This window comes from Enterobacter cloacae complex sp. IR5450 (assembly GCF_049238665.1).
GTDB classification, from domain to species: domain Bacteria; phylum Pseudomonadota; class Gammaproteobacteria; order Enterobacterales; family Enterobacteriaceae; genus Enterobacter; species Enterobacter hormaechei_C.
In genome coordinates this window covers 199,225-218,472 of sequence record NZ_JBMKIC010000001.1, presented here as the reverse complement: position 1 = coordinate 218,472, position 19,248 = coordinate 199,225, and the positions used below count along the sequence as shown (strand labels likewise).

Sequence of the window (19,248 nt, the reverse complement as noted above, 5' to 3'; positions counted from 1 at the left end):
TCCCAAAGGGAGAGGGGACTTTAATCACCCTCTCCCTTTAGGAGAGGGCCAGGGTAAGGGAATCAGTCCACTCAATACTCAACCACCACCTTCCCACGCATATGCCCCTCCAGCACCTTGCGGTGCGCTTCGGTAATGCTTTCCACGCTTAGCCCGTGCAGCGTTTCGCTGAGCGAACTTTCCACTACGCCGTTATCCACCAGCTTCGCGACTTCGTCCAGGATCTCTCCCTGACGCGCCATATCCGCCGTCTGATACATGCTGCGGGTGTACATAAATTCCCAGTGCAGCGCGGCGGATTTGGACTTCAGCTTGTCCTGGTTCAGCGGATGTTCATTCTCAACGATGGAACAGATATGCCCCTGCGGTGCAATCAGGTCGCTGACCGCATCCCAGTGCCCGTCGGTGTCGTTGAGGATGAAAATGTAATCCACAAAGGTCAGCCCGTGCTTCGCCAGTTCGCCTTTCAGATCGCGGTAGTTCACCACCACATCTGCACCGCGATCGCGGCACCACCGGGCGGAATCTTCACGGGACGCCGTTGCGATCACCTTTACCTTGCTGTTGTGCTTCGCAAACGGGATCGCCAGCGATCCCACCCCGCCCGCGCCGCCAATAATCAGCAGCGTTTTATCTGCGTCGGCATCCTGAATCTTCAGCCGTTCAAACAGGCCTTCCCACGCGGTGAGCGCCGTCAGCGGCAGTGCAGCCGCGGCGGCCCAGTCAAGGCTCGCAGGCTTGTGCCCGACAATGCGCGCATCGATCAGCTGATGTGTGGTATTGCTGCCCGGTCGGGTGATATCCCCCGCGTACCACACTTCGTCACCCGGTTTGAATCCGGTGACGCCAGCCCCAACGGCTTTTACGATCCCGCTGGCATCCCACCCGAGAATGCGCGGCTCCTTCAGCCCGCTTTTAGCAATGCCTGCATGTACCTTGGTGTCCACCGGGTTTACGGAGACGGCTTTCACCTCCACCAGCAGATCGTGTTCGCCGGGCTGCGGCATCGGCGGGGTGATTTCAACGAAGGTGGAGGGATTTTCTGGGTTAACGGCAATGGCTTTCACTGACATGGTGTGCTCCTCAATGGCATTCGTTTTGTTGAGGCTAGTCTATTAAGTGGTCAGCCGCATGATAAGATGGACAATCCAGAACTCAGCGTTCGTACAGAGTGAACAATCATGTTTAAACAGCTTCAGGATATGGCACTGTTTGCGCTGGTGGCCGAGATGGGCAGCTTTACCGCGGCGGCGCAGAAGGCGGAACTGCCAAAATCCAGCGTCAGCCAGCGCATTAGCCAGCTGGAGCAGCAGGTGGGGATCCGTCTGTTGAATCGCACGACGCGCAGAATAAGCCTGACGTTTGCGGGCGAGCACTATCTGGTGCACTGTCGCGAGATGCTGGCGGCCAGCGAGCGCGCGGAGTATGCCATTCAGCGGCTGCGAGAAAACCCCAGCGGGCGGCTGCGGATCACCTGTCCGGCAGGAATTGGCGCGACGCTGCTGGCGCATATGAATGCCGAGTTCCAGCTTCGCTATCCGGACGTGTCACTGGATGTGTCGATCTCAGACGACGTGGTGGATCTGGTCGAGTCTGGCTTTGACGTGGCGCTGCGCACCGGCAAACCGCAGGATTCTTCCCTGATTGGCCGCATGATTGGGCACTGTCCGCGCTACATGCTGGCCTCGCCCGACTACCTGGCACGCCGGGAGCCGTTAATTCATCCCCGACAGCTGGTGGAGCATCGCTGCATTACGCACCGGGCATGGTCGGAGTGGCTTCTGCGAAGCGAGAATGAGGATTACCGCTACCTGCCGGATAACGCTCATATGACGGATAATCTGGTGTACGCCAGGGAATGCGCCATTGCCGGGGCGGGGATCACGCTGTTACCCGCATTCCTGCTGGAAGATAAGATCGAAAAGGGCGCGCTGGTGAAGGTGCTGTCGGCGTGGAGCGTTGAGGGAAACGATCTCTGGCTGGCCTACCCGAGCCGTAAGCTCAATTCGCCTGCGCTGATGAGCTATATCGACTTTGCGATGCAGTTTGATGAGGTGAAGCGGTATTACGTGGGCGGGTGATTTTGTGCGGCCTGATGCCCTCACCCTGGCCCTCTCCCATGGGGAGAGGGAACAAACATAAAAAACGGCAACCGAAGTTGCCGTTTTGCTTTTATTTCGCAATACGCTTGTACTTAATACGCTTCGGCTCCAGCGCGTCTGCGCCCAGCGTGCGTTTCTTGTACTCTTCGTATTCGGTGAAGTTACCTTCGAAGAACTCCACCTTACCTTCGTCCTGGTAGTCCAGGATGTGGGTCGCGATACGGTCCAGGAACCAGCGGTCGTGCGAGATAACCATCGCGCAGCCCGGGAACTCCAGCAGGGCGTTTTCCAGCGCGCGCAGGGTTTCGATGTCCAGGTCGTTGGTGGGTTCATCGAGCAGCAGAACGTTGCCGCCAACCTGGAGCAGTTTTGCCAGGTGCAGACGACCGCGCTCACCGCCGGACAGCTCGCCCACGCGTTTGCCCTGGTCGGTGCCCTTGAAGTTAAAGCGGCCAACATAGGCGCGGCTTGGCATCTCGGTGTTGCCGATACGCATGATATCCAGACCGCCGGAGACTTCTTCCCACACGGTTTTGCTGTTGTCCATCGCGTCGCGGAACTGGTCAACGGAGGCCAGCTTCACGGTCTCACCCAGGGTGATAGAGCCGCTGTCAGGCTGTTCCTGACCAGACATCATGCGGAACAGGGTGGATTTACCCGCGCCGTTCGGACCGATGATGCCGACGATAGCGCCTTTCGGAACGGAGAAGGTCAGATCGTCGATCAGCACGCGGTCGCCGTAGGACTTACGCAGGTTAGTCACTTCAACCACTTTATCCCCCAGACGAGCTCCAGGTGGAATAAACAGTTCGTTGGTTTCGTTACGTTTCTGGTATTCGGTGTTGTTCAGCTCTTCGAAGCGTGCCAGACGGGCTTTGCCCTTAGACTGACGGCCTTTCGCGCCCTGACGCACCCACTCCAGCTCTTTCTCAATAGACTTACGGCGGGCGGCTTCCTGAGACGCTTCCTGCGCCAGACGCTGGTCTTTCTGCTCCAGCCAGGAGGAGTAGTTGCCTTCCCACGGAATACCTTCGCCGCGGTCCAGCTCCAGGATCCAGCCCGCAACGTTGTCGAGGAAGTAACGGTCGTGGGTAATCGCTACCACGGTGCCTTCGAAGTCATGCAGGAAGCGCTCCAGCCACGCCACGGATTCGGCATCCAGGTGGTTGGTCGGTTCGTCGAGCAGCAGCATGTCTGGTTTTTCCAGCAGCAGGCGGCACAGCGCCACACGGCGGCGTTCACCACCGGACAGGTTTGCGATTTTCGCATCCCAGTCTGGCAGACGCAGGGCATCAGCCGCGCGCTCCAGCTGCACGTTCAGGTTGTGACCATCGTGCGCCTGGATAATTTCCTCATATTTGCCCTGCTGAGCGGCCAGTTTGTCGAAGTCCGCATCCGGCTCGGCGTATTTGGCATACACTTCATCCAGACCTTTCAGGGCGTTAACCACCTCGGATACCGCTTCTTCAACGGATTCACGCACGGTGTGCTCCGGGTTCAGCTGAGGTTCCTGCGGCAGGTAGCCGATCTTAATGCCAGGCTGCGGACGGGCTTCACCTTCGATGTCTGTATCGATGCCGGCCATGATGCGCAGCAGGGTGGACTTACCGGCACCGTTGAGACCCAGAACACCGATTTTTGCGCCCGGGAAGAAGCTCAGCGAGATATTTTTAAGAATATGACGTTTCGGCGGGACAACTTTGCCGACACGATGCATGGTATAAACGAATTGAGCCACGTTGGACTTCGCCTCTTTTATCGTGATGAGAATGAATTTCAGCCTCGAAGTGTAGCCTTTTTCACGCCCTAATCCCAGCCAGGAACGTCGGGAGTGTTAAAACGCGCAAGAAAGGTAAAAAAGTGTCCATGACGTGGCGCGTTGTGGGATGCCTGGTTAGCATAAGTTGATGTAACTTTGACGTGGCAAGACGCTGCAACTGACGAAAAACAATGAGGAAGAGCTTGTGGAAAAAGCCAAACGGGTGGTCTGGCGTCTGCTGGCTGCCAGCGTATGCGTAATGGCGGTAAGCCAGGCGGTGCATGCCGATTCACTGGATGAACAACGTAACCGCTATGCCCAGATTAAACAGGCATGGGACAACAAGCAGATGGATACCGTGCAGGCGCTGATGCCGACGCTCAAGGATTATCCGCTGTATCCGTATCTGGAGTATCGCCAGATCACGGACGATCTGATGAACCAGCCGACCGTCACCGTGAATAACTTCATTCAGGCGAACCCGACCCTGCCGCCTGCGCGCACCCTGAAGTCCCGGTTCGTGAACGAGCTTGCCCGTCGCGAAGACTGGCGCGGCCTGCTGGCCTTCAGCCCGGACAAGCCGGGCGCGACGGAAGCGCAGTGTAATTACTATTATGCGAAATGGGCGACCGGTCAGCAGGAGGAAGCCTGGGTCGGTGCGAAAGAGCTGTGGTTGACGGGCAAAAGCCAGCCAAACGCCTGTGACCCGCTGTTCAGCGCCTGGCGCGCCTCGGGCAAGCAGGATCCGCTCTCTTACCTGGAACGTATTCGCCTGGCGATGAAGGCCGGAAACACCCGGCTGGTCACCGTACTGGCGGGCCAGATGCCCGCAGATTATCAGACCATTGCGTCTGCCGTTATCAGTCTTGCAAACGATCCCAATACCGTGCTGACGTTTGCGCGTACCACCGGCGCGACCGATTTTACCCGCCAGATGGCGGCGGTGGCCTTTGCCAGCGTGGCGCGTGATGATGTGGAAAACGCCAGGCTGATGATCCCGCAGCTGGAGCATGCCCAGCAGCTTAATGACGATCAAACTCAGGAGCTGCGCGATATCGTGGCATGGCGACTGATGGGAACAGATGTCACCGACGAACAGGCGCGCTGGCGTGATGATGCGGTGATGCGTTCAAACTCTGTCTCGCTGGTGGAGCGTCGCGTGCGCATGGCGCTGGGAACGGGCGATCGTCGTGGCCTCAATACCTGGCTGGCGCGTCTGCCGATGGATGCCAAAGAGAAAGATGAATGGCGTTACTGGCAGGCAGACCTGCTGCTGGAGCGTGGTCGTGACGATGAAGCCAAAGAGATCCTCCACTCCCTGATGCAGCAGCGCGGATTCTACCCGATGGCGGCGGCGCAGCGTCTGGGCGAGGAGTACACCCTGAAGATTGACAAAGCGCCAGCCAACGCGAACCCGGCGCTGACGCAGGGGCCGGAAATGGCGCGCGTGCGCGAGCTGATGTACTGGAATCTGGATAATACCGCGCGCAGCGAATGGGCGAATCTGGTCACCAGCCGTACCACTGAAGAGAAAGCGCAGCTTGCCCGCTATGCGTTTGATAATCGCTGGTGGGATCTGAGCGTGCAGGCGACGATCGCCGGCAAACTGTGGGATCATCTCGAAGAGCGTTTCCCGCTGGCTTATAAGGATCTGTTCGATCGCTACACCAGCGGCAAAGATATTCCGCAAAGCTACGCGATGGCCATTGCCCGTCAGGAGAGCGCCTGGAACCCGAAAGTGCGTTCACCAGTGGGTGCCAGCGGCCTGATGCAGATTATGCCGGGCACCGCGACGCACACGGTGAAGATGTTTAATATTCCAGGCTACAGCAGCCCGTCCCAGCTGCTGGATCCGGAGACCAACATCAACATCGGTACCAGCTACTTGCAGTACGTCTATCAGCAGTTCGGTAATAACCGTATCTTCGCGTCAGCGGCGTACAACGCCGGGCCAGGCCGCGTGCGGACATGGCTTGGTAACAGCGCAGGGCGTATCGACGCCGTGGCGTTTGTCGAGAGCATTCCGTTCTCGGAAACGCGCGGCTATGTGAAGAACGTGCTGGCCTATGACGCCTACTATCGCTACTTCATGGGGCAGAAAGATACCCTGATGAGCGATGCCGAGTGGCAGAGACGTTACTGATCGGCGCGGGTTGTGTTATGCTGTACTCGCTAATGAGTACAAGAGGCAGCATAACATGATCCAGCATTCCCCGTATTCCTCGGCCATGGCCGAACAGCGTCATCAGGAGTGGCTTCGTTTTGTGGAGTTGCTCCGCCAGTCTTACGACAAAGATCTGCATTTACCGTTGCTACAGCTGATGCTGACGCCCGATGAACGCGAAGCGCTGGGCACGCGGGTACGCATTATTGAGGAACTGCTGCGCGGCGAAATGAGCCAGCGCGAGCTGAAAAACGAGCTGGGCGCGGGCATCGCGACCATTACCCGTGGTTCAAACAGCCTGAAGTCGGCGCCGGTTGAACTGCGTCAGTGGCTGGAAGCGGTATTGCTGAAAAACGCCGGATGACGGCTTCGCCTTATCCGGCCTACAGACTTAACGATAAATCGCGTTATGGAACGGACTTAACGCCAGAATAACGGCCTGGTGGTAAACGCTCGAACGGGTGAGCTTGCCCGCGGTAAAGACGCCAATCGCCCCCTCTTTACGACCAATCTCATCAATGCCGGTATAGTGCGACATTACCGGCCCCAGCGCCTCACCCGCGCGGACTTTCTCCAGTATGATCTCCGGCAGCGGCAGCGTGGCAGAACGCGCTTCGCCGCGCTGCTCACGGCTTTCGATGACAACCCAGCTGAAGGTCGCTCCTTCGTCGATACCAGCTTCAATCGCGACCCAGAAGTCAGCGTCTGGCGCGGCGGCTTTTGCATTCGCCACGCGATTTCGTGCGCCAGCGCGTGTTTCCTCGCTGCCAAACGGCTGTTCCGGCACACCGCTCTCGACGCCGACGGCGTCAATATGGCAGGATCCTTCGCCAAATATCTCTTCAAATGCCCTTAGAATTGCCTGAATTTTGGCAGGATTGGTGGTAGCAGAGACAACATGGTGCATAATTAAGCTCGATTTAAAAAATTCATCGCAGTATAACGGAAAAAAAGCATGTTACAGGTATACCTTGTTCGCCACGGTGAAACGCAGTGGAACGCCGAGCGACGTATTCAAGGCCAGTCAGACAGTCCTCTCACCGACAAAGGTGTGCAGCAAGCGTGGCAGGTGGCGGAGCGCGCCAGAACGCTGGGCATCACTCACGTCATCTCCAGTGATTTAGGCCGCACACAGCAGACAGCACGCATCATCGCCGATGCCTGTGGCTGCGACGTGACCCTCGAACCGCGTCTGCGCGAGCTGGATATGGGCGTGCTGGAAAAACGTCCTATCGATACGCTGACGGAAACCGAAGAAGGCTGGCGCCGCACGCTGGTGAACGGCACTGAAGATGGTCGCATCCCTGAGGGTGAATCCATGCAGGAGCTGAGCGTGCGCATGCATGCCGCGCTGGCCGAGTGCCTGAAACTCCCGGCAGGTAGCCGACCGCTGCTGGTGAGCCACGGTATCGCGCTGGGTTGTCTGGTGAGCACCATTCTGGGACTGCCGGCTTACGCCGAACGCCGTTTGCGTCTGCGCAACTGTTCCATTTCCCGTATCGACTATCAGGAAAGTGCCTGGCTGGCATCGGGGTGGGTGGTTGAGATGGCAGGGGACATTTCGCATCTTGATGCCCCTGCACTGGACGAATTGCAGCGTTAACGACGTACCGGAATCAGGAATTCCATACGCAGATTGATAGGGCCTTCTTCCGGTTTAGCATCTTGCGCCGGATAGTAGCGCTCAATGTCCTGACCTTTACGGCGATTCAGATTCAGCATCGGCATGCAGGTCCCGTAAACGGTCAGGATGAACTCCTGAACGCCCGTTCCTAAACCTTCGTATGAGAACATCACATACTCGCCGCCTTCCAGCACGACAGGCTTCGAGCCATGAATGTAACCGTTCGCCATATCAGGCGTCAGCGCCGTGGTATAGAACACCTCCTGCTCGTCATCTTTTTCCTGGCTTGGATGCGTTTCGTTCAAACCATACAGAATCGGCGGGATCGCCGGAGCATGGCTTAAAAATTCGCGCCAGAACTGAACGCGCATCTGATGGCGGAACTCGGAGATCTGCTCAAGGGAACATGAGTAGCTCTGCGTGGTGCCGACCAGGTGCGTTTCTGGCAGGGTGATGATTTCATATTTTGGCATCGCAAACTCGCCCAGACGCAGCGGCGGACGCATACCAAAGGAGCTCCAGTCCGGCGAGCGGCGATAAAGCGCTGGCGTTAACGAGAACTGCTTTTTAAAGGCGCGGGTGAAAGTTTGCTGTGAATCGAAACGATATTGCAGGGCAATATCAAGGATTGGTCGCGCGGTCAGGCGCAACGCAACAGCAGACTTTGATAAACGACGTGCGCGAATATAGGCACCGATAGCATGACCGGTGACATCCTTGAACATCCTTTGCAGATGCCACTTGGAATAGCCTGCTTTTGCCGCCACATTATCCAGTGACAATGGCTGGTCGAGATGACCTTCCAGCCAGGTGAGCAGGTCGCGAATAATTCCAGCCTGATCCATATACTATCCTCATCCTTAAAACTGCCGCAGGTGCCTGTTTACAGGTTAGCGGATAATAGCATTTTTTGACGTTTTAGCATTCAGTGTTTTTTTTGCGCATAAATGCTTTTTATGGTGATTTATGTGCGGATATATTCTAATCCTGTGATCTTGCTACATTTTTATCTAACCTGTTGAATAATCGCTCAGCGTAATTTTTTATGAATGGTAACAATATGAAATACAAGGTTTTAGTCTTTGCAGCACTGGCGCTGATGGCAGGGCGCGTGGCGCAGGCGGAGCAAATTGGCTCCGTGGATACCGTGTTTAAAATGTTTGGGCCGGACCACAAAATTGTGGTGGAGGCGTTTGACGATCCGGACGTTAAAAACGTCACCTGCTATGTCAGCCGGGCGAAGACCGGCGGGATTAAAGGCGGCCTGGGGCTGGCTGAAGACACGTCTGACGCGGCCATCTCCTGCCAGCAGGTTGGACCGGTGGAATTGAGTGACAAAATTAAAAACGGCAAAGCGCAGGGCGACGTTGTATTCCAGAAACGGACCTCGCTGGTGTTCAAAAAGCTACAGGTGGTCCGTTTTTATGATGCGAAGCGTAACACCCTGGCTTATCTGGCCTACTCGGACAAAGTCGTGGAAGGTTCACCGAAAAACGCGATTAGCGCGGTGCCGATTATGCCGTGGCATTGATAAAAAAAACGGCGCAAATGCGCCGTTCTTTACTGCGTGACGTGAGGATTACTCCTGGAGGTCACCGCAGAAACGATAGCCTTCACCATGGATCGTGGCGATGATTTCCGGCGTATCAGGCGTAGATTCGAAATGTTTACGAATACGACGGATGGTTACGTCAACGGTACGATCGTGTGGCTTCAACTCACGACCGGTCATTTTCTTCAGCAGTTCTGCACGAGACTGAATCTTGCCCGGGTTCTCGCAGAAGTGCAGCATCGCGCGGAATTCACTGCGCGGCAGTTTGTACTGCTCACCGTTCGGGCTAATCAGCGAACGGCTGTTGATATCAAGTTCCCAGCCGTTGAATTTGTAGCTGTCGACGCTACGACGCTCTTCACTGACCGTACCCAGATTCATGGTGCGGGACAGCAGGTTGCGTGCACGAATGGTTAACTCGCGAGGGTTGAACGGCTTGGTGATGTAGTCATCCGCGCCGATTTCCAGACCAAGAATTTTATCAACCTCGTTGTCACGGCCTGTCAGGAACATCAACGCGACGTTCGCCTGTTCACGCAGTTCGCGCGCCAGAAGAAGCCCGTTTTTGCCCGGCAGGTTGATATCCATAATCACCAGGTTGATATCATTTTCAGAAAGGATCTGATGCATCTCTGCGCCATCGGTCGCTTCAAAGACATCGTAGCCTTCTGCTTCGAAAATGCTCTTTAACGTGTTGCGTGTTACCAACTCGTCTTCAACGATAAGAATGTGCGGGGTCTGCATGTTTGCTACCTAAATTGCCAACTAAATCGAAACAGGAAGTACAAAAGTCCCTGACCTGCCTGATGCATGTCGCAAATTAACATGATCGGCTTAACGTGACTAAAGTACGTAATTGCGTTCTTGATGCACTTTCCATCAACGTCAACAACATCATTAGCTTGGTCGTGGGTACTTTCCCTTTGGACCCGACAGTGTCAAAAACGGCTGTCATCCTAACCATTTTAACAGCAACATAACAGGCTAAGTGACACCGGACACCCAATAAAACTACGCTTCGTTGACATATATCAAGTTCAATTGTAGCACGTTAACAGTTTGATGAAATCATCGTAGCTGAATGCTAGCCTTTGTCACAATTTTTCAATAAACCAACTAGTTGCGGACATTGATTGATAAACGGTACGAATCCAATCAGAAAAGAGTATTCATATGGTCATTATCATTACAAAACATAAGGATAATGGTCTTCTGTTAACATTCTAACTGATTGTTCAGTCACAAAATAGTTTAGCTTTTTTTAATTGTTATGAAACGCTATTTCGGTGATTTGTGTTGCAAAAATGTAAATTCGTGCTGCGTAATATGTTGAACTGAATCACATTTTTACCTGCTAACTGATTAAAAAGAGAGCGTAAATGCATCTGTCGATTGTGCTGGTGGCACCAGCAAGAGCTGAAAATATTGGCGCTGCGGCGCGTGCCATGAAGACTATGGGTTTTACCGATTTGCGTATTGTGGACAGCACGGCGCATCTGGAGCCTGCTGCGCGCTGGGTGGCGCACGGTTCGGGTGATATTCTCGATAATATAACCACTTACGCTACGCTCGCCGACGCACTCCACGATATTTCATTTACCGTCGCGACGACCGCGCGCAGCCGGGCGAAGTTTCACTATTACGCCACGCCTGCTGAACTGGTGCCGATGCTGGAAGAGAAAAGCCAGTGGCTGGAGAAAGCCGCGCTGGTGTTTGGGCGAGAAGATTCCGGGCTGACTAACGAAGAGCTGGCGCTGGCTGACGTGCTGACGGGCGCGCCGATGGTGGCGGATTATCCGTCACTCAATCTGGGGCAGGCGGTGATGGTCTATTGCTATCAATTAGCATCCTTAATACAAATTTCTCAGCCACCGGTGACAGTTTCGGATGAAAACCAGCTGGCGGCACTGCGTGTTCGTGCAGATAAGCTTCTTGCGCAGTTGGGCGTCGCTGACGATCAAAAAATGGTGGACTGGTTACAGCAGCGCCTGGGGCGTCTTGAACAGCGCGACACGGCAATGCTGCACCGATTGCTTCATGATATTGAAAAAAAATTAGCCGAGTAAAATAGTGCCATAGGTTTTTATTATGGCCGATCCTGCTGATGTCTGGGGTTGCAACTGGGGTATTCCGATGAAAATAAATCTGCGCGCAGCGGGACGTGAGAATGTCCCGAATTGTGATCGAATTAAAAATTCATTGACTTAAGGGGCTCGATCCTTTAACCCTAAAAGAATAGAGCACAGACAGATAATAATGACAGAGTACACAACATCCATGAAACGCATCAGCATCACCACCATTACTACAACCATCATCATTACCACAGGTAACGATGCGGGCTGACGCGTACAGGAAAAACAGAAAAAAGCCCGCACCTGAACAGTGCGGGCTTTTTTTTCGGCTAAAGGAAATGAGGTAGAACCATGCGAGTGTTGAAGTTCGGCGGTACGTCAGTGGCAAATGCAGAACGTTTTCTGCGTGTTGCCGATATCCTGGAAAGCAACGCCAGGCAGGGGCAGGTTGCCACCGTGCTCTCTGCCCCGGCCAAAATCACGAACCACCTGGTGGCGATGATTGAAAAAACCATCGGTGGTCAGGATGCACTGCCGAACATCAGCGATGCCGAGCGTATCTTCGCCGATCTGCTTCAGGGGCTGGCCGACGCCCAGCCTGGTTTCCCGCTGGCGCAGCTGAAAAGCACCGTTGAACTTGAATTTGCCCAGATTAAACACGTTCTTCACGGTATCAGCCTGCTTGGCCAGTGCCCGGACAGCATCAACGCGGCGCTGATTTGCCGGGGTGAAAAACTCTCTATCGCCATCATGGCGGGCGTGCTGGAAGCGCGCGGCCACAACGTTACCGTGATCAATCCGGTTGAGAAATTGCTGGCAGCGGGCCACTACCTCGAATCTACCGTTGATATTGCCGAATCAACCCGCCGTATTGCCGCGAGCAAAATCCCCTCTGACCATATGATCCTGATGGCAGGCTTTACCGCCGGTAACGAGAAGGGCGAACTGGTGGTGCTGGGGCGTAACGGCTCTGACTACTCCGCTGCGGTGCTGGCGGCCTGTTTACGCGCAGACTGCTGTGAGATCTGGACTGATGTCGACGGCGTTTATACCTGCGATCCGCGCCAGGTGCCGGACGCCAGGCTGCTGAAGTCGATGTCGTACCAGGAAGCGATGGAGCTTTCCTACTTCGGCGCTAAAGTTCTTCACCCGCGTACCATCTCCCCGATTGCCCAGTTCCAGATCCCTTGCCTGATTAAGAATACCGGTAATCCGCAGGCGCCGGGTACGCTGATTGGCGCCAGCGCGGATGAAGATGACCTGCCGGTGAAAGGCATTTCTAACCTCAATAACATGGCGATGTTCAGCGTCTCCGGCCCGGGGATGAAGGGCATGGTCGGCATGGCGGCACGCGTCTTTGCCGCTATGTCCCGCAACGGGATCTCCGTGGTGCTGATCACACAGTCTTCTTCCGAATACAGCATCAGCTTCTGCGTTCCGCAGGGCGATTGCCTGCGCGCCCGTCGCGCGCTGGAAGAAGAGTTCTATCTGGAGCTGAAAGAAGAGCTGCTGGAGCCGCTTTCCATTCAGGAGCGTCTGGCGATTATCTCGGTGGTCGGCGACGGTATGCGCACCCTGCGCGGTATCTCCGCCAAATTCTTTGCCGCGCTGGCGCGGGCCAATATCAATATCGTGGCGATTGCCCAGGGCTCATCCGAGCGTTCCATTTCCGTTGTCGTGGATAACGATGACGCCACTACCGGCGTGCGCGTGGTGCATCAGATGCTGTTCAACACCGACCAGGTGATTGAGCTGTTCCTGGTGGGCGTCGGCGGCGTCGGCGGCGCGCTGCTGGAGCAGGTAAAGCGTCAGCAGGAGTGGCTTAAGAAGAAACATATCGATCTGCGCGTCTGCGGCATTGCGAACTCGAAAGCGTTGCTGACTAACGTCCACGGTCTGAACCTGGAAAACTGGCAGGCGGAGCTGGAAGAGGCGAAAGAGCCGTTTAACCTGGGCCGCCTGATCCGTCTGGTGAAAGAATATCACCTGCTTAACCCGGTGATCGTTGACTGTACCTCCAGCCAGGCGGTGGCCGATCAGTACGCGGATTTCCTGCGCGAAGGTTTCCACGTGGTGACGCCGAACAAAAAGGCCAACACCTCGTCAATGGATTACTATCACCAGCTGCGTCTGGCGGCGAGTAAGTCGCGCCGCAAGTTTCTGTATGACACCAACGTGGGCGCGGGCCTGCCGGTCATCGAGAACCTGCAAAACCTGCTGAACGCGGGCGACGAACTACAGCGTTTCTCCGGCATCCTCTCCGGCTCCCTGTCGTTTATCTTCGGCAAGCTGGACGAAGGGATGAGCCTGTCGGAAGCCACCCGCGCCGCGCGCGAGCTGGGCTACACCGAGCCGGATCCGCGCGACGACCTCTCCGGTATGGACGTGGCGCGTAAGCTGCTGATCCTGGTGCGCGAGACCGGCCGCGAGCTGGAGCTTTCGGATATCGTGATTGAGCCAGTGCTGCCAGCAGAATTTGATGACAGCGGTGACGTCAGCGCCTTTATGGCGAATTTACCTCAGCTTGACGATGCCTTTGCCGCACGCGTTGCGAAAGCCCGTGATGAAGGTAAGGTATTGCGCTATGTTGGCAACATTGAAGAAGACGGCGTCTGCCGGGTGAAGATTGCCGAAGTGGATGGCAACGATCCGCTGTACAAGGTGAAAAACGGCGAGAACGCTCTGGCGTTCTACAGCCATTATTATCAGCCACTGCCGCTGGTGCTTCGCGGCTATGGCGCAGGGAATGATGTGACGGCGGCAGGCGTGTTTGCCGATCTGCTGCGTACCCTGTCATGGAAGTTAGGAGTTTAAGATGGTTAAAGTATATGCCCCGGCTTCCAGCGCCAATATGAGCGTCGGATTTGACGTGCTGGGCGCGGCGGTAACGCCAGTGGACGGTTCGCTGCTGGGCGATACGGTTACGGTTGAGGCGGCAGAGCGCTTCAGCCTGAATAACATCGGCCGTTTCGCCAGTAAGCTGCCGTCTGAACCGCGCGAGAATATTGTTTATCAGTGCTGGGAACGCTTCTGTCAGGAGATTGGCAAAAACGTGCCGGTCGCCATGACGCTGGAAAAGAGCATGCCGATTGGTTCGGGGCTGGGCTCGAGCGCCTGCTCGGTGGTCGCCGCGCTGGTGGCGATGAATGAGCACTGCGGCAAGCCGCTGAACAACAGCCGTCTGCTGGCGCTGATGGGCGAGCTGGAAGGGCGCATCTCCGGCAGCATTCATTATGATAACGTGGCGCCGTGCTTCCTTGGCGGCATGCAGCTGATGATTGAAGAAAATGGCATCATCAGCCAGCAGGTGCCAGGGTTTGATGAGTGGCTGTGGGTGCTGGCCTATCCGGGCATTAAAGTGTCTACCGCCGAAGCGCGTGCGATCCTGCCGGCGCAGTATCGTCGTCAGGACTGTATCGCCCACGGGCGTCATCTGGCGGGCTTTATTCATGCCTGCTACACCCGACAGCCGCAGCTGGCGGCGAAACTGATGAAAGACGTTATTGCCGAGCCGTATCGCACGAAGCTGCTGCCGGGCTTTAACGAAGCGCGACAGGCATCCATGGATATCGGCGCACAGGCGTGCGGCATCTCCGGCTCCGGCCCGACGCTGTTCGCCTTATGCGACAAGCCAGACACCGCGCAGCGCGTGGCGGACTGGCTCTCTAAACACTACCTGCAAAATCAGGAAGGCTTTGTTCATATTTGCCGTCTGGACACGGCTGGCGCACGAGTACTGGGATAACGAATGAAACTCTACAACCTTAAAGATCATAACGAGCAGGTCAGCTTTGCGCAGGCGGTAACGCAGGGGCTTGGCAAAAATCAGGGGCTGTTCTTCCCCCACGACCTGCCGGAATTTCAGCTGACCGAAATCGATGAACTGCTGAAGCAGGGCTTTGTCACCCGCAGCACCAAAATTCTGTCTGCGTTTATCGGCGACGAAATCCCACAGGAGCTGCTGGAAGAGCGCGTGCGTGCGGCGTTTGCTTTCCCGGCGCCGGTGAAGCAGGTGGAGCCTGACGTTGGCTGTCTGGAGCTGTTCCACGGCCCGACGCTGGCGTTCAAAGATTTCGGCGGTCGTTTTATGGCGCAGATGCTGACCCACATCAGCGGCGACAAACCGGTGACCATTTTGACCGCGACTTCAGGCGATACCGGTGCGGCGGTGGCCCATGCGTTCTACGGCCTGAAAAACGTCCGCGTGGTGATCCTCTATCCGAAAGGCAAAATCAGCCCGCTTCAGGAAAAACTGTTCTGCACCCTTGGGGGCAACATTGAAACCGTGGCGATCGACGGCGATTTCGATGCCTGTCAGGCGCTGGTGAAGCAAGCCTTCGATGACGAAGAGCTGAAGGCGGCGCTGGGGCTGAACTCTGCCAACTCCATCAACATCAGCCGTCTGCTGGCGCAGATCTGCTACTACTTCGAAGCGGTGGCGCAGTTGCCGCAGGACGCGCGCAATCAGCTGGTGGTTTCCGTGCCAAGCGGGAACTTCGGCGACCTGACGGCAGGCCTGCTGGCGAAATCACTCGGCCTGCCGGTGAAGCGCTTTATCGCCGCCACCAACGCCAACGACACCGTGCCGCGTTTCCTGAAGGACGGAAAATGGGCGCCGAACGCGACTCAGGCCACGCTCTCCAATGCGATGGATGTGTCACAGCCTAACAACTGGCCGCGTGTGGAAGAGCTGTTCCGCCGTAAGGTCTGGCGTCTGGGCGATCTGGGTTACGCAGCGGTGACGGACGAAACCACGAAAGCCACCATGCGCGAGCTGAAAGCGGTGGGCTATACCTCTGAGCCGCACGCGGCGATTGCCTATCGTGCCCTGCGCGATCAGCTTCAACCGGGTGAGTATGGCCTGTTCCTCGGCACCGCCCATCCGGCCAAGTTCAAAGAGAGCGTGGAAGCGATCCTGGGGGAAACGCTGCCGCTGCCAAAAGAGCTGGCCGAGCGCGCCGACCTGCCGCTGCTGTCTCATGAGCTGCCCGCAGACTTTGCCGCGCTGCGTAAGCTGATGATGACCCGAGCGTGATTTTTGTCGGGTGGCGGCTACGCCTTACCCGACCTACAACGGCTCAGAACGTAGGCCGGGTAAGCGCAGCGCCACCCGGCTTTTTTATGGAGAAATTAAGGAGAAAAACAGCAGGAAAAAAGCAGAATTTCCCAATAAATGCGGTCACTTAGCGTTTAGGATTGCAGAGAATAACATCCCCCGTTCCCATCATGTACTCTCCTTACATCGGCCCACGTTGGGCAAGAAGAATAAGGAGTCACCTATGTCTACCCTGAAACCTGCACTTATCGCGCTTTCACTGATGCTGGTCGCTCCCATGGCGGTGCAGGCAGCTGAGATCACCCTCGTGCCCGCGGTAAAACTGCAAATTGGCGATCGGGATAATAACGGGCACTACTGGGATGGCGGCCGCTGGCGCGACCATGACTGGTGGAAAGCACACTATGACTGGCGCGATAACCACTGGCGTCCGCACGATGAACATCGCGATCGTGACGATCACCACCGTCATGACGAGCGCCGCCCGGGCCCGGACCGGAAGCACCATTAACATAAACCCCGCCAGCTGGCGGGGTTGTCTTTTATTGCTCGTGACGCTTAAACACCAGCTCGTTTTTTCCTGACGATGCCTCGTCGAAGAAATACCCTTCACTGTTAAAGCCGGTGAGCTGCTCTGGCTTCGTCAGGCGGTTTTGAATGATGAAGCGGCTCATCAGACCGCGCGCTTTTTTGGCGTAGAAGCTGATTACTTTAAATTTGCCGTTTTTCTCGTCGAGGAATACCGGCTTGATAATGTCCGCATCCAGCTTTTTCGGTTTCACCGATTTGAAGTACTCATCGGAGGCCAGGTTGATCACCACGTTGTCCCCCTGGGCTTGCAGCGCCGCGTTAAGCTTGTCGGTAATGACATCGCCCCAGAACTGGTACAGATCTTTACCTTTAGCGTTTTCCAGGCGGATACCCATCTCCAGACGATACGGCTGCATCAGATCCAGCGGGCGCAGCACCCCGTACAGGCCGGATAACATGCGCAGATGCTGCTGGGCAAAATCGAAATCGGCTTCGCTAAACGTTTCTGCTTGCAGGCCAGTGTAGACGTCACCTTTGAAGGCCAACAGCGCCTGGCGGGCGTTGGCGGGCGTGAAGTCAGGCTGCCACTCATGAAAACGGGTGGCGTTCAGGTCGGCGAGTTTATCGCTGATGCTCATCAGCGAAGCGATTTGCGGAGCCGAAAGCTTACGCGCCTCGTGGATCAACTGTTGCGAGTAGTCCAGCAATTCCGGCTGGGTATAACGCTCAGTGGCGAGCGGGCTCTGGTAGTCGAGCGTTTTGGCAGGTGAAATCAGAATCAGCATATCCAGTCCTTGCAGGAAATTTAGAGCGACTTTAACAAAAAATCGCCCTGAATTGATCGATAGCTGTTATTGCCGCGGCAAATCATCCCAGGTGCCAGGGGCAATTTGTGACTCGATTTCGGGATAGCGTGAGGCGTCAAAGACGGGCTGTACGCCGAGCTTGCGTTGACGCAGATAATCGCGCGCGATCAGCGCCACAACCGGTGAAAGCAGCAAAATGGCCGTCAGGTTAGTGATGGCCATCAGCGCCATAATGACGTCCGCTATTTGCCAGACCAACGGCATACTGAGCAGGGAGCCGACGAAAACCATTCCCAGCACACCCGCGCGAAGGACGTTGCGGGTCAGACGCGAATTGACTTTCAGGAAGATAAGGTTGTTTTCGGCATAGATATAGTTCACCGCAATGGAACTAAAGGCAAAAAGTCCCACGACAAGTGCGACAAGGCCGGCGCCCCAGCCGCCGACGAGGGAGACCAGCGCCTGTTGTACCCAATGAATGCCTGCCGTACTACCGGACGGTTGCTCAGCGGCACCGGCCAGCAGCATGATCATCGCGCTGGCGGAGCAGATAATAATGGTGTCTGTGAAGACGCCAATCATCTGTACAATGCCCTGCGCGGCGGGATGCGGGGGCCAGGATGCGGCCGCTGCGGCGGCATTCGGCGTGGAGCCCATTCCCGCTTCGTTGGAGAACATGCCTCGCTGAAAACCCGCAGTGAGAGCCTGGCTAAGGGTGTAACCCAACGCGCCTGAAGCCGCTTCGCGCCAGCCGAACGCGCTTTGGAAAATGGTGACGATGACGTTCGGCACCTCGTCAATATGTATCGCGCATACCATCACGCTGGTGGACACCCACAGCAGCGCCATCAGCGGAACCAGCCACTGCATCAGGCGGGCAACCCCTTTGAGCCCGGTCACAATGGTCAGCAGGGTGAGAAGGGCAAGCGCGCCGCCCGTCAGCCACTCCGGACAATTAAAGGCAAAGCGCAGCGCGTGGGCGACGGAATTTGCCTGAACGGTATTGAAAATAAGGCCATAGGCAATCAGCAAAAAGATCGAGAACAGAACGCCCATCCAGCGCATTCCCAACCCGCGAGCCATATACCAGGCGGGACCGCCGCGAAACTGACCTTTGCCGTCTTTTTCTTTGTAGAGTTGCGCAAGCGAGCATTCAGCAAAGGAGGTGGCCATACCGATAATCGCCGTCACCCACATCCAGAATACCGCGCCCGGACCGCCCGCGCCGATCGCCAGCGCGACACCGGCCAGGTTACCGCTGCCGACGCGCGCGGCAAGGCTAGTACAGAGCGCCTGAAACGATGTCAGGCCGCCCGGCTGTGGGGTGACGCTGTTTTTCAGACTTCTGCCAAATTTGCGGATATAGCGAAACTGAATCAGCCCGCTGCGCCACGTAAACCAGATACCTGCTCCAGAAAGCAGGTATATCATGATCGAACCCCAGAGGACTTCGTTAATAAAGAAAAAGAAATCAGGCACTAACGTCCCTCTTGTTGATGCCAAAGTGAATATGTAAGCGCTACCACTGAGTGTGCATGCTGTTACTTAGCAGCCTGTTAATATTCTGAGTTTATCATAC

The 19,248-nt window shown here is 56.1% G+C and carries 19 protein-coding genes and 1 other annotated feature; of the genes, 12 read left to right on the top strand and 7 right to left on the bottom strand.

Features of this window, described 5'->3' with window-relative positions:
- Window positions 1-71: 71 nt before the first annotated feature.
- Window positions 72-1,073 carry a zinc-binding alcohol dehydrogenase family protein gene (locus ACOTYB_RS00955; protein WP_022650375.1) on the bottom strand — a complete coding sequence of 334 codons (1,002 nt, stop codon included), beginning with the start codon at window positions 1,071-1,073 and terminating at the stop codon, window positions 72-74.
- Window positions 1,074-1,181: 108 nt separating this feature from the next.
- Here ACOTYB_RS00955 and ACOTYB_RS00950 point away from each other — a divergent pair, with 108 nt between their 5' ends.
- The gene (locus tag ACOTYB_RS00950; RefSeq protein WP_022650376.1) at window positions 1,182-2,081 is read left to right on the top strand and encodes a LysR family transcriptional regulator; all 900 of its coding nucleotides are present in this window, start codon (window positions 1,182-1,184) and stop codon (window positions 2,079-2,081) included.
- A gap of 91 nt (window positions 2,082-2,172) precedes the next feature.
- On the opposite strand, the gene ettA is transcribed toward ACOTYB_RS00950, so the two are convergent.
- Window positions 2,173-3,840 carry an energy-dependent translational throttle protein EttA gene (gene ettA, locus ACOTYB_RS00945; RefSeq protein WP_003856515.1) on the bottom strand — a complete coding sequence of 556 codons (1,668 nt, stop codon included), beginning with the start codon at window positions 3,838-3,840 and terminating at the stop codon, window positions 2,173-2,175.
- A gap of 226 nt (window positions 3,841-4,066) precedes the next feature.
- On the opposite strand from ettA, the gene sltY reads away from it, so the two are divergent.
- Window positions 4,067-6,004, top strand: coding sequence for a murein transglycosylase (gene sltY / locus ACOTYB_RS00940; protein ID WP_220153552.1), 1,938 nt, complete (start codon window positions 4,067-4,069; stop codon window positions 6,002-6,004).
- A 55-nt stretch (window positions 6,005-6,059) separates the two neighbouring features.
- Window positions 6,060-6,389, top strand: coding sequence for a trp operon repressor (gene trpR, locus ACOTYB_RS00935; protein ID WP_409248716.1), 330 nt, complete (start codon window positions 6,060-6,062; stop codon window positions 6,387-6,389).
- A gap of 27 nt (window positions 6,390-6,416) precedes the next feature.
- On the opposite strand, the gene yjjX is transcribed toward trpR, so the two are convergent.
- Entirely contained in the window at window positions 6,417-6,932 is a 516-nt protein-coding gene (yjjX, locus tag ACOTYB_RS00930) for an inosine/xanthosine triphosphatase (RefSeq protein WP_220153553.1), read from the bottom strand.
- Window positions 6,933-6,980: 48 nt separating this feature from the next.
- On the opposite strand from yjjX, the gene gpmB reads away from it, so the two are divergent.
- A complete protein-coding gene (gene gpmB / locus ACOTYB_RS00925; protein WP_006810187.1) occupies window positions 6,981-7,628 on the top strand; it encodes a 2,3-diphosphoglycerate-dependent phosphoglycerate mutase GpmB in 648 nt (215 codons plus the stop codon).
- Here gpmB and robA read toward each other — a convergent pair.
- Window positions 7,625-8,494 carry an MDR efflux pump AcrAB transcriptional activator RobA gene (gene robA, locus ACOTYB_RS00920; protein ID WP_003856504.1) on the bottom strand — a complete coding sequence of 290 codons (870 nt, stop codon included), beginning with the start codon at window positions 8,492-8,494 and terminating at the stop codon, window positions 7,625-7,627. The genes gpmB and robA overlap by 4 nt on opposite strands.
- 215 nt (window positions 8,495-8,709) lie before the next feature.
- Between robA and creA the strand changes: the two genes are divergently transcribed.
- Window positions 8,710-9,180, top strand: a complete 471-nt coding sequence (gene creA, locus ACOTYB_RS00915; RefSeq protein WP_003856503.1) for a protein CreA — start codon at window positions 8,710-8,712, stop codon at window positions 9,178-9,180.
- Window positions 9,181-9,228: 48 nt separating this feature from the next.
- On the opposite strand, the gene arcA is transcribed toward creA, so the two are convergent.
- Entirely contained in the window at window positions 9,229-9,945 is a 717-nt protein-coding gene (gene arcA, locus ACOTYB_RS00910) for a two-component system response regulator ArcA (RefSeq protein ID WP_003856501.1), read from the bottom strand.
- Window positions 9,946-10,040: 95 nt separating this feature from the next.
- On the opposite strand from arcA, the gene yjjY reads away from it, so the two are divergent.
- The 7 genes from yjjY (at window position 10,041) to ACOTYB_RS00875 (ending at window position 16,843) form a co-directional block, all read left to right on the top strand.
- Window positions 10,041-10,181: a protein YjjY gene (yjjY, locus tag ACOTYB_RS00905; protein ID WP_001541509.1), complete on the top strand. Its 141-nt coding sequence runs from the start codon at window positions 10,041-10,043 to the stop codon at window positions 10,179-10,181.
- Between the two features lie 399 nt (window positions 10,182-10,580).
- Window positions 10,581-11,267, top strand: coding sequence for a tRNA/rRNA methyltransferase (locus ACOTYB_RS00900; protein ID WP_003856496.1), 687 nt, complete (start codon window positions 10,581-10,583; stop codon window positions 11,265-11,267).
- 211 nt (window positions 11,268-11,478) lie between these two features.
- The gene (gene thrL, locus ACOTYB_RS00895; RefSeq protein ID WP_015572623.1) at window positions 11,479-11,547 is read left to right on the top strand and encodes a thr operon leader peptide; all 69 of its coding nucleotides are present in this window, start codon (window positions 11,479-11,481) and stop codon (window positions 11,545-11,547) included.
- Window positions 11,486-11,603: a sequence feature (Thr leader region), on the top strand. (Overlaps the previous gene by 62 nt.)
- A 24-nt stretch (window positions 11,604-11,627) precedes the next feature.
- Entirely contained in the window at window positions 11,628-14,090 is a 2,463-nt protein-coding gene (thrA, locus tag ACOTYB_RS00890) for a bifunctional aspartate kinase/homoserine dehydrogenase I (RefSeq protein ID WP_045332536.1), read from the top strand.
- 1 nt (window position 14,091) lies between these two features.
- The gene (gene thrB / locus ACOTYB_RS00885; RefSeq protein ID WP_022650380.1) at window positions 14,092-15,021 is read left to right on the top strand and encodes a homoserine kinase; all 930 of its coding nucleotides are present in this window, start codon (window positions 14,092-14,094) and stop codon (window positions 15,019-15,021) included.
- A gap of 3 nt (window positions 15,022-15,024) precedes the next feature.
- Window positions 15,025-16,311 (top strand): threonine synthase, encoded by a 1,287-nt coding sequence (gene thrC, locus ACOTYB_RS00880; RefSeq protein ID WP_220316728.1) that lies wholly within the window; start codon window positions 15,025-15,027, stop codon window positions 16,309-16,311.
- Window positions 16,312-16,555: 244 nt separating this feature from the next.
- Window positions 16,556-16,843: a DUF2502 domain-containing protein gene (locus tag ACOTYB_RS00875; RefSeq protein WP_003856489.1), complete on the top strand. Its 288-nt coding sequence runs from the start codon at window positions 16,556-16,558 to the stop codon at window positions 16,841-16,843.
- A 31-nt stretch (window positions 16,844-16,874) separates the two neighbouring features.
- Here ACOTYB_RS00875 and yaaA read toward each other — a convergent pair whose 3' ends face one another.
- Both yaaA and ACOTYB_RS00865 read right to left on the bottom strand, forming a co-directional pair.
- On the bottom strand, window positions 16,875-17,648 hold the full coding sequence (gene yaaA, locus ACOTYB_RS00870; protein WP_022650381.1) for a peroxide stress protein YaaA: 774 nt from the start codon (window positions 17,646-17,648) through the stop codon (window positions 16,875-16,877).
- Between the two features lie 66 nt (window positions 17,649-17,714).
- On the bottom strand, window positions 17,715-19,148 hold the full coding sequence (locus ACOTYB_RS00865) for an alanine/glycine:cation symporter family protein (RefSeq protein ID WP_045335550.1): 1,434 nt from the start codon (window positions 19,146-19,148) through the stop codon (window positions 17,715-17,717).
- Window positions 19,149-19,248 lie beyond the last annotated feature (100 nt).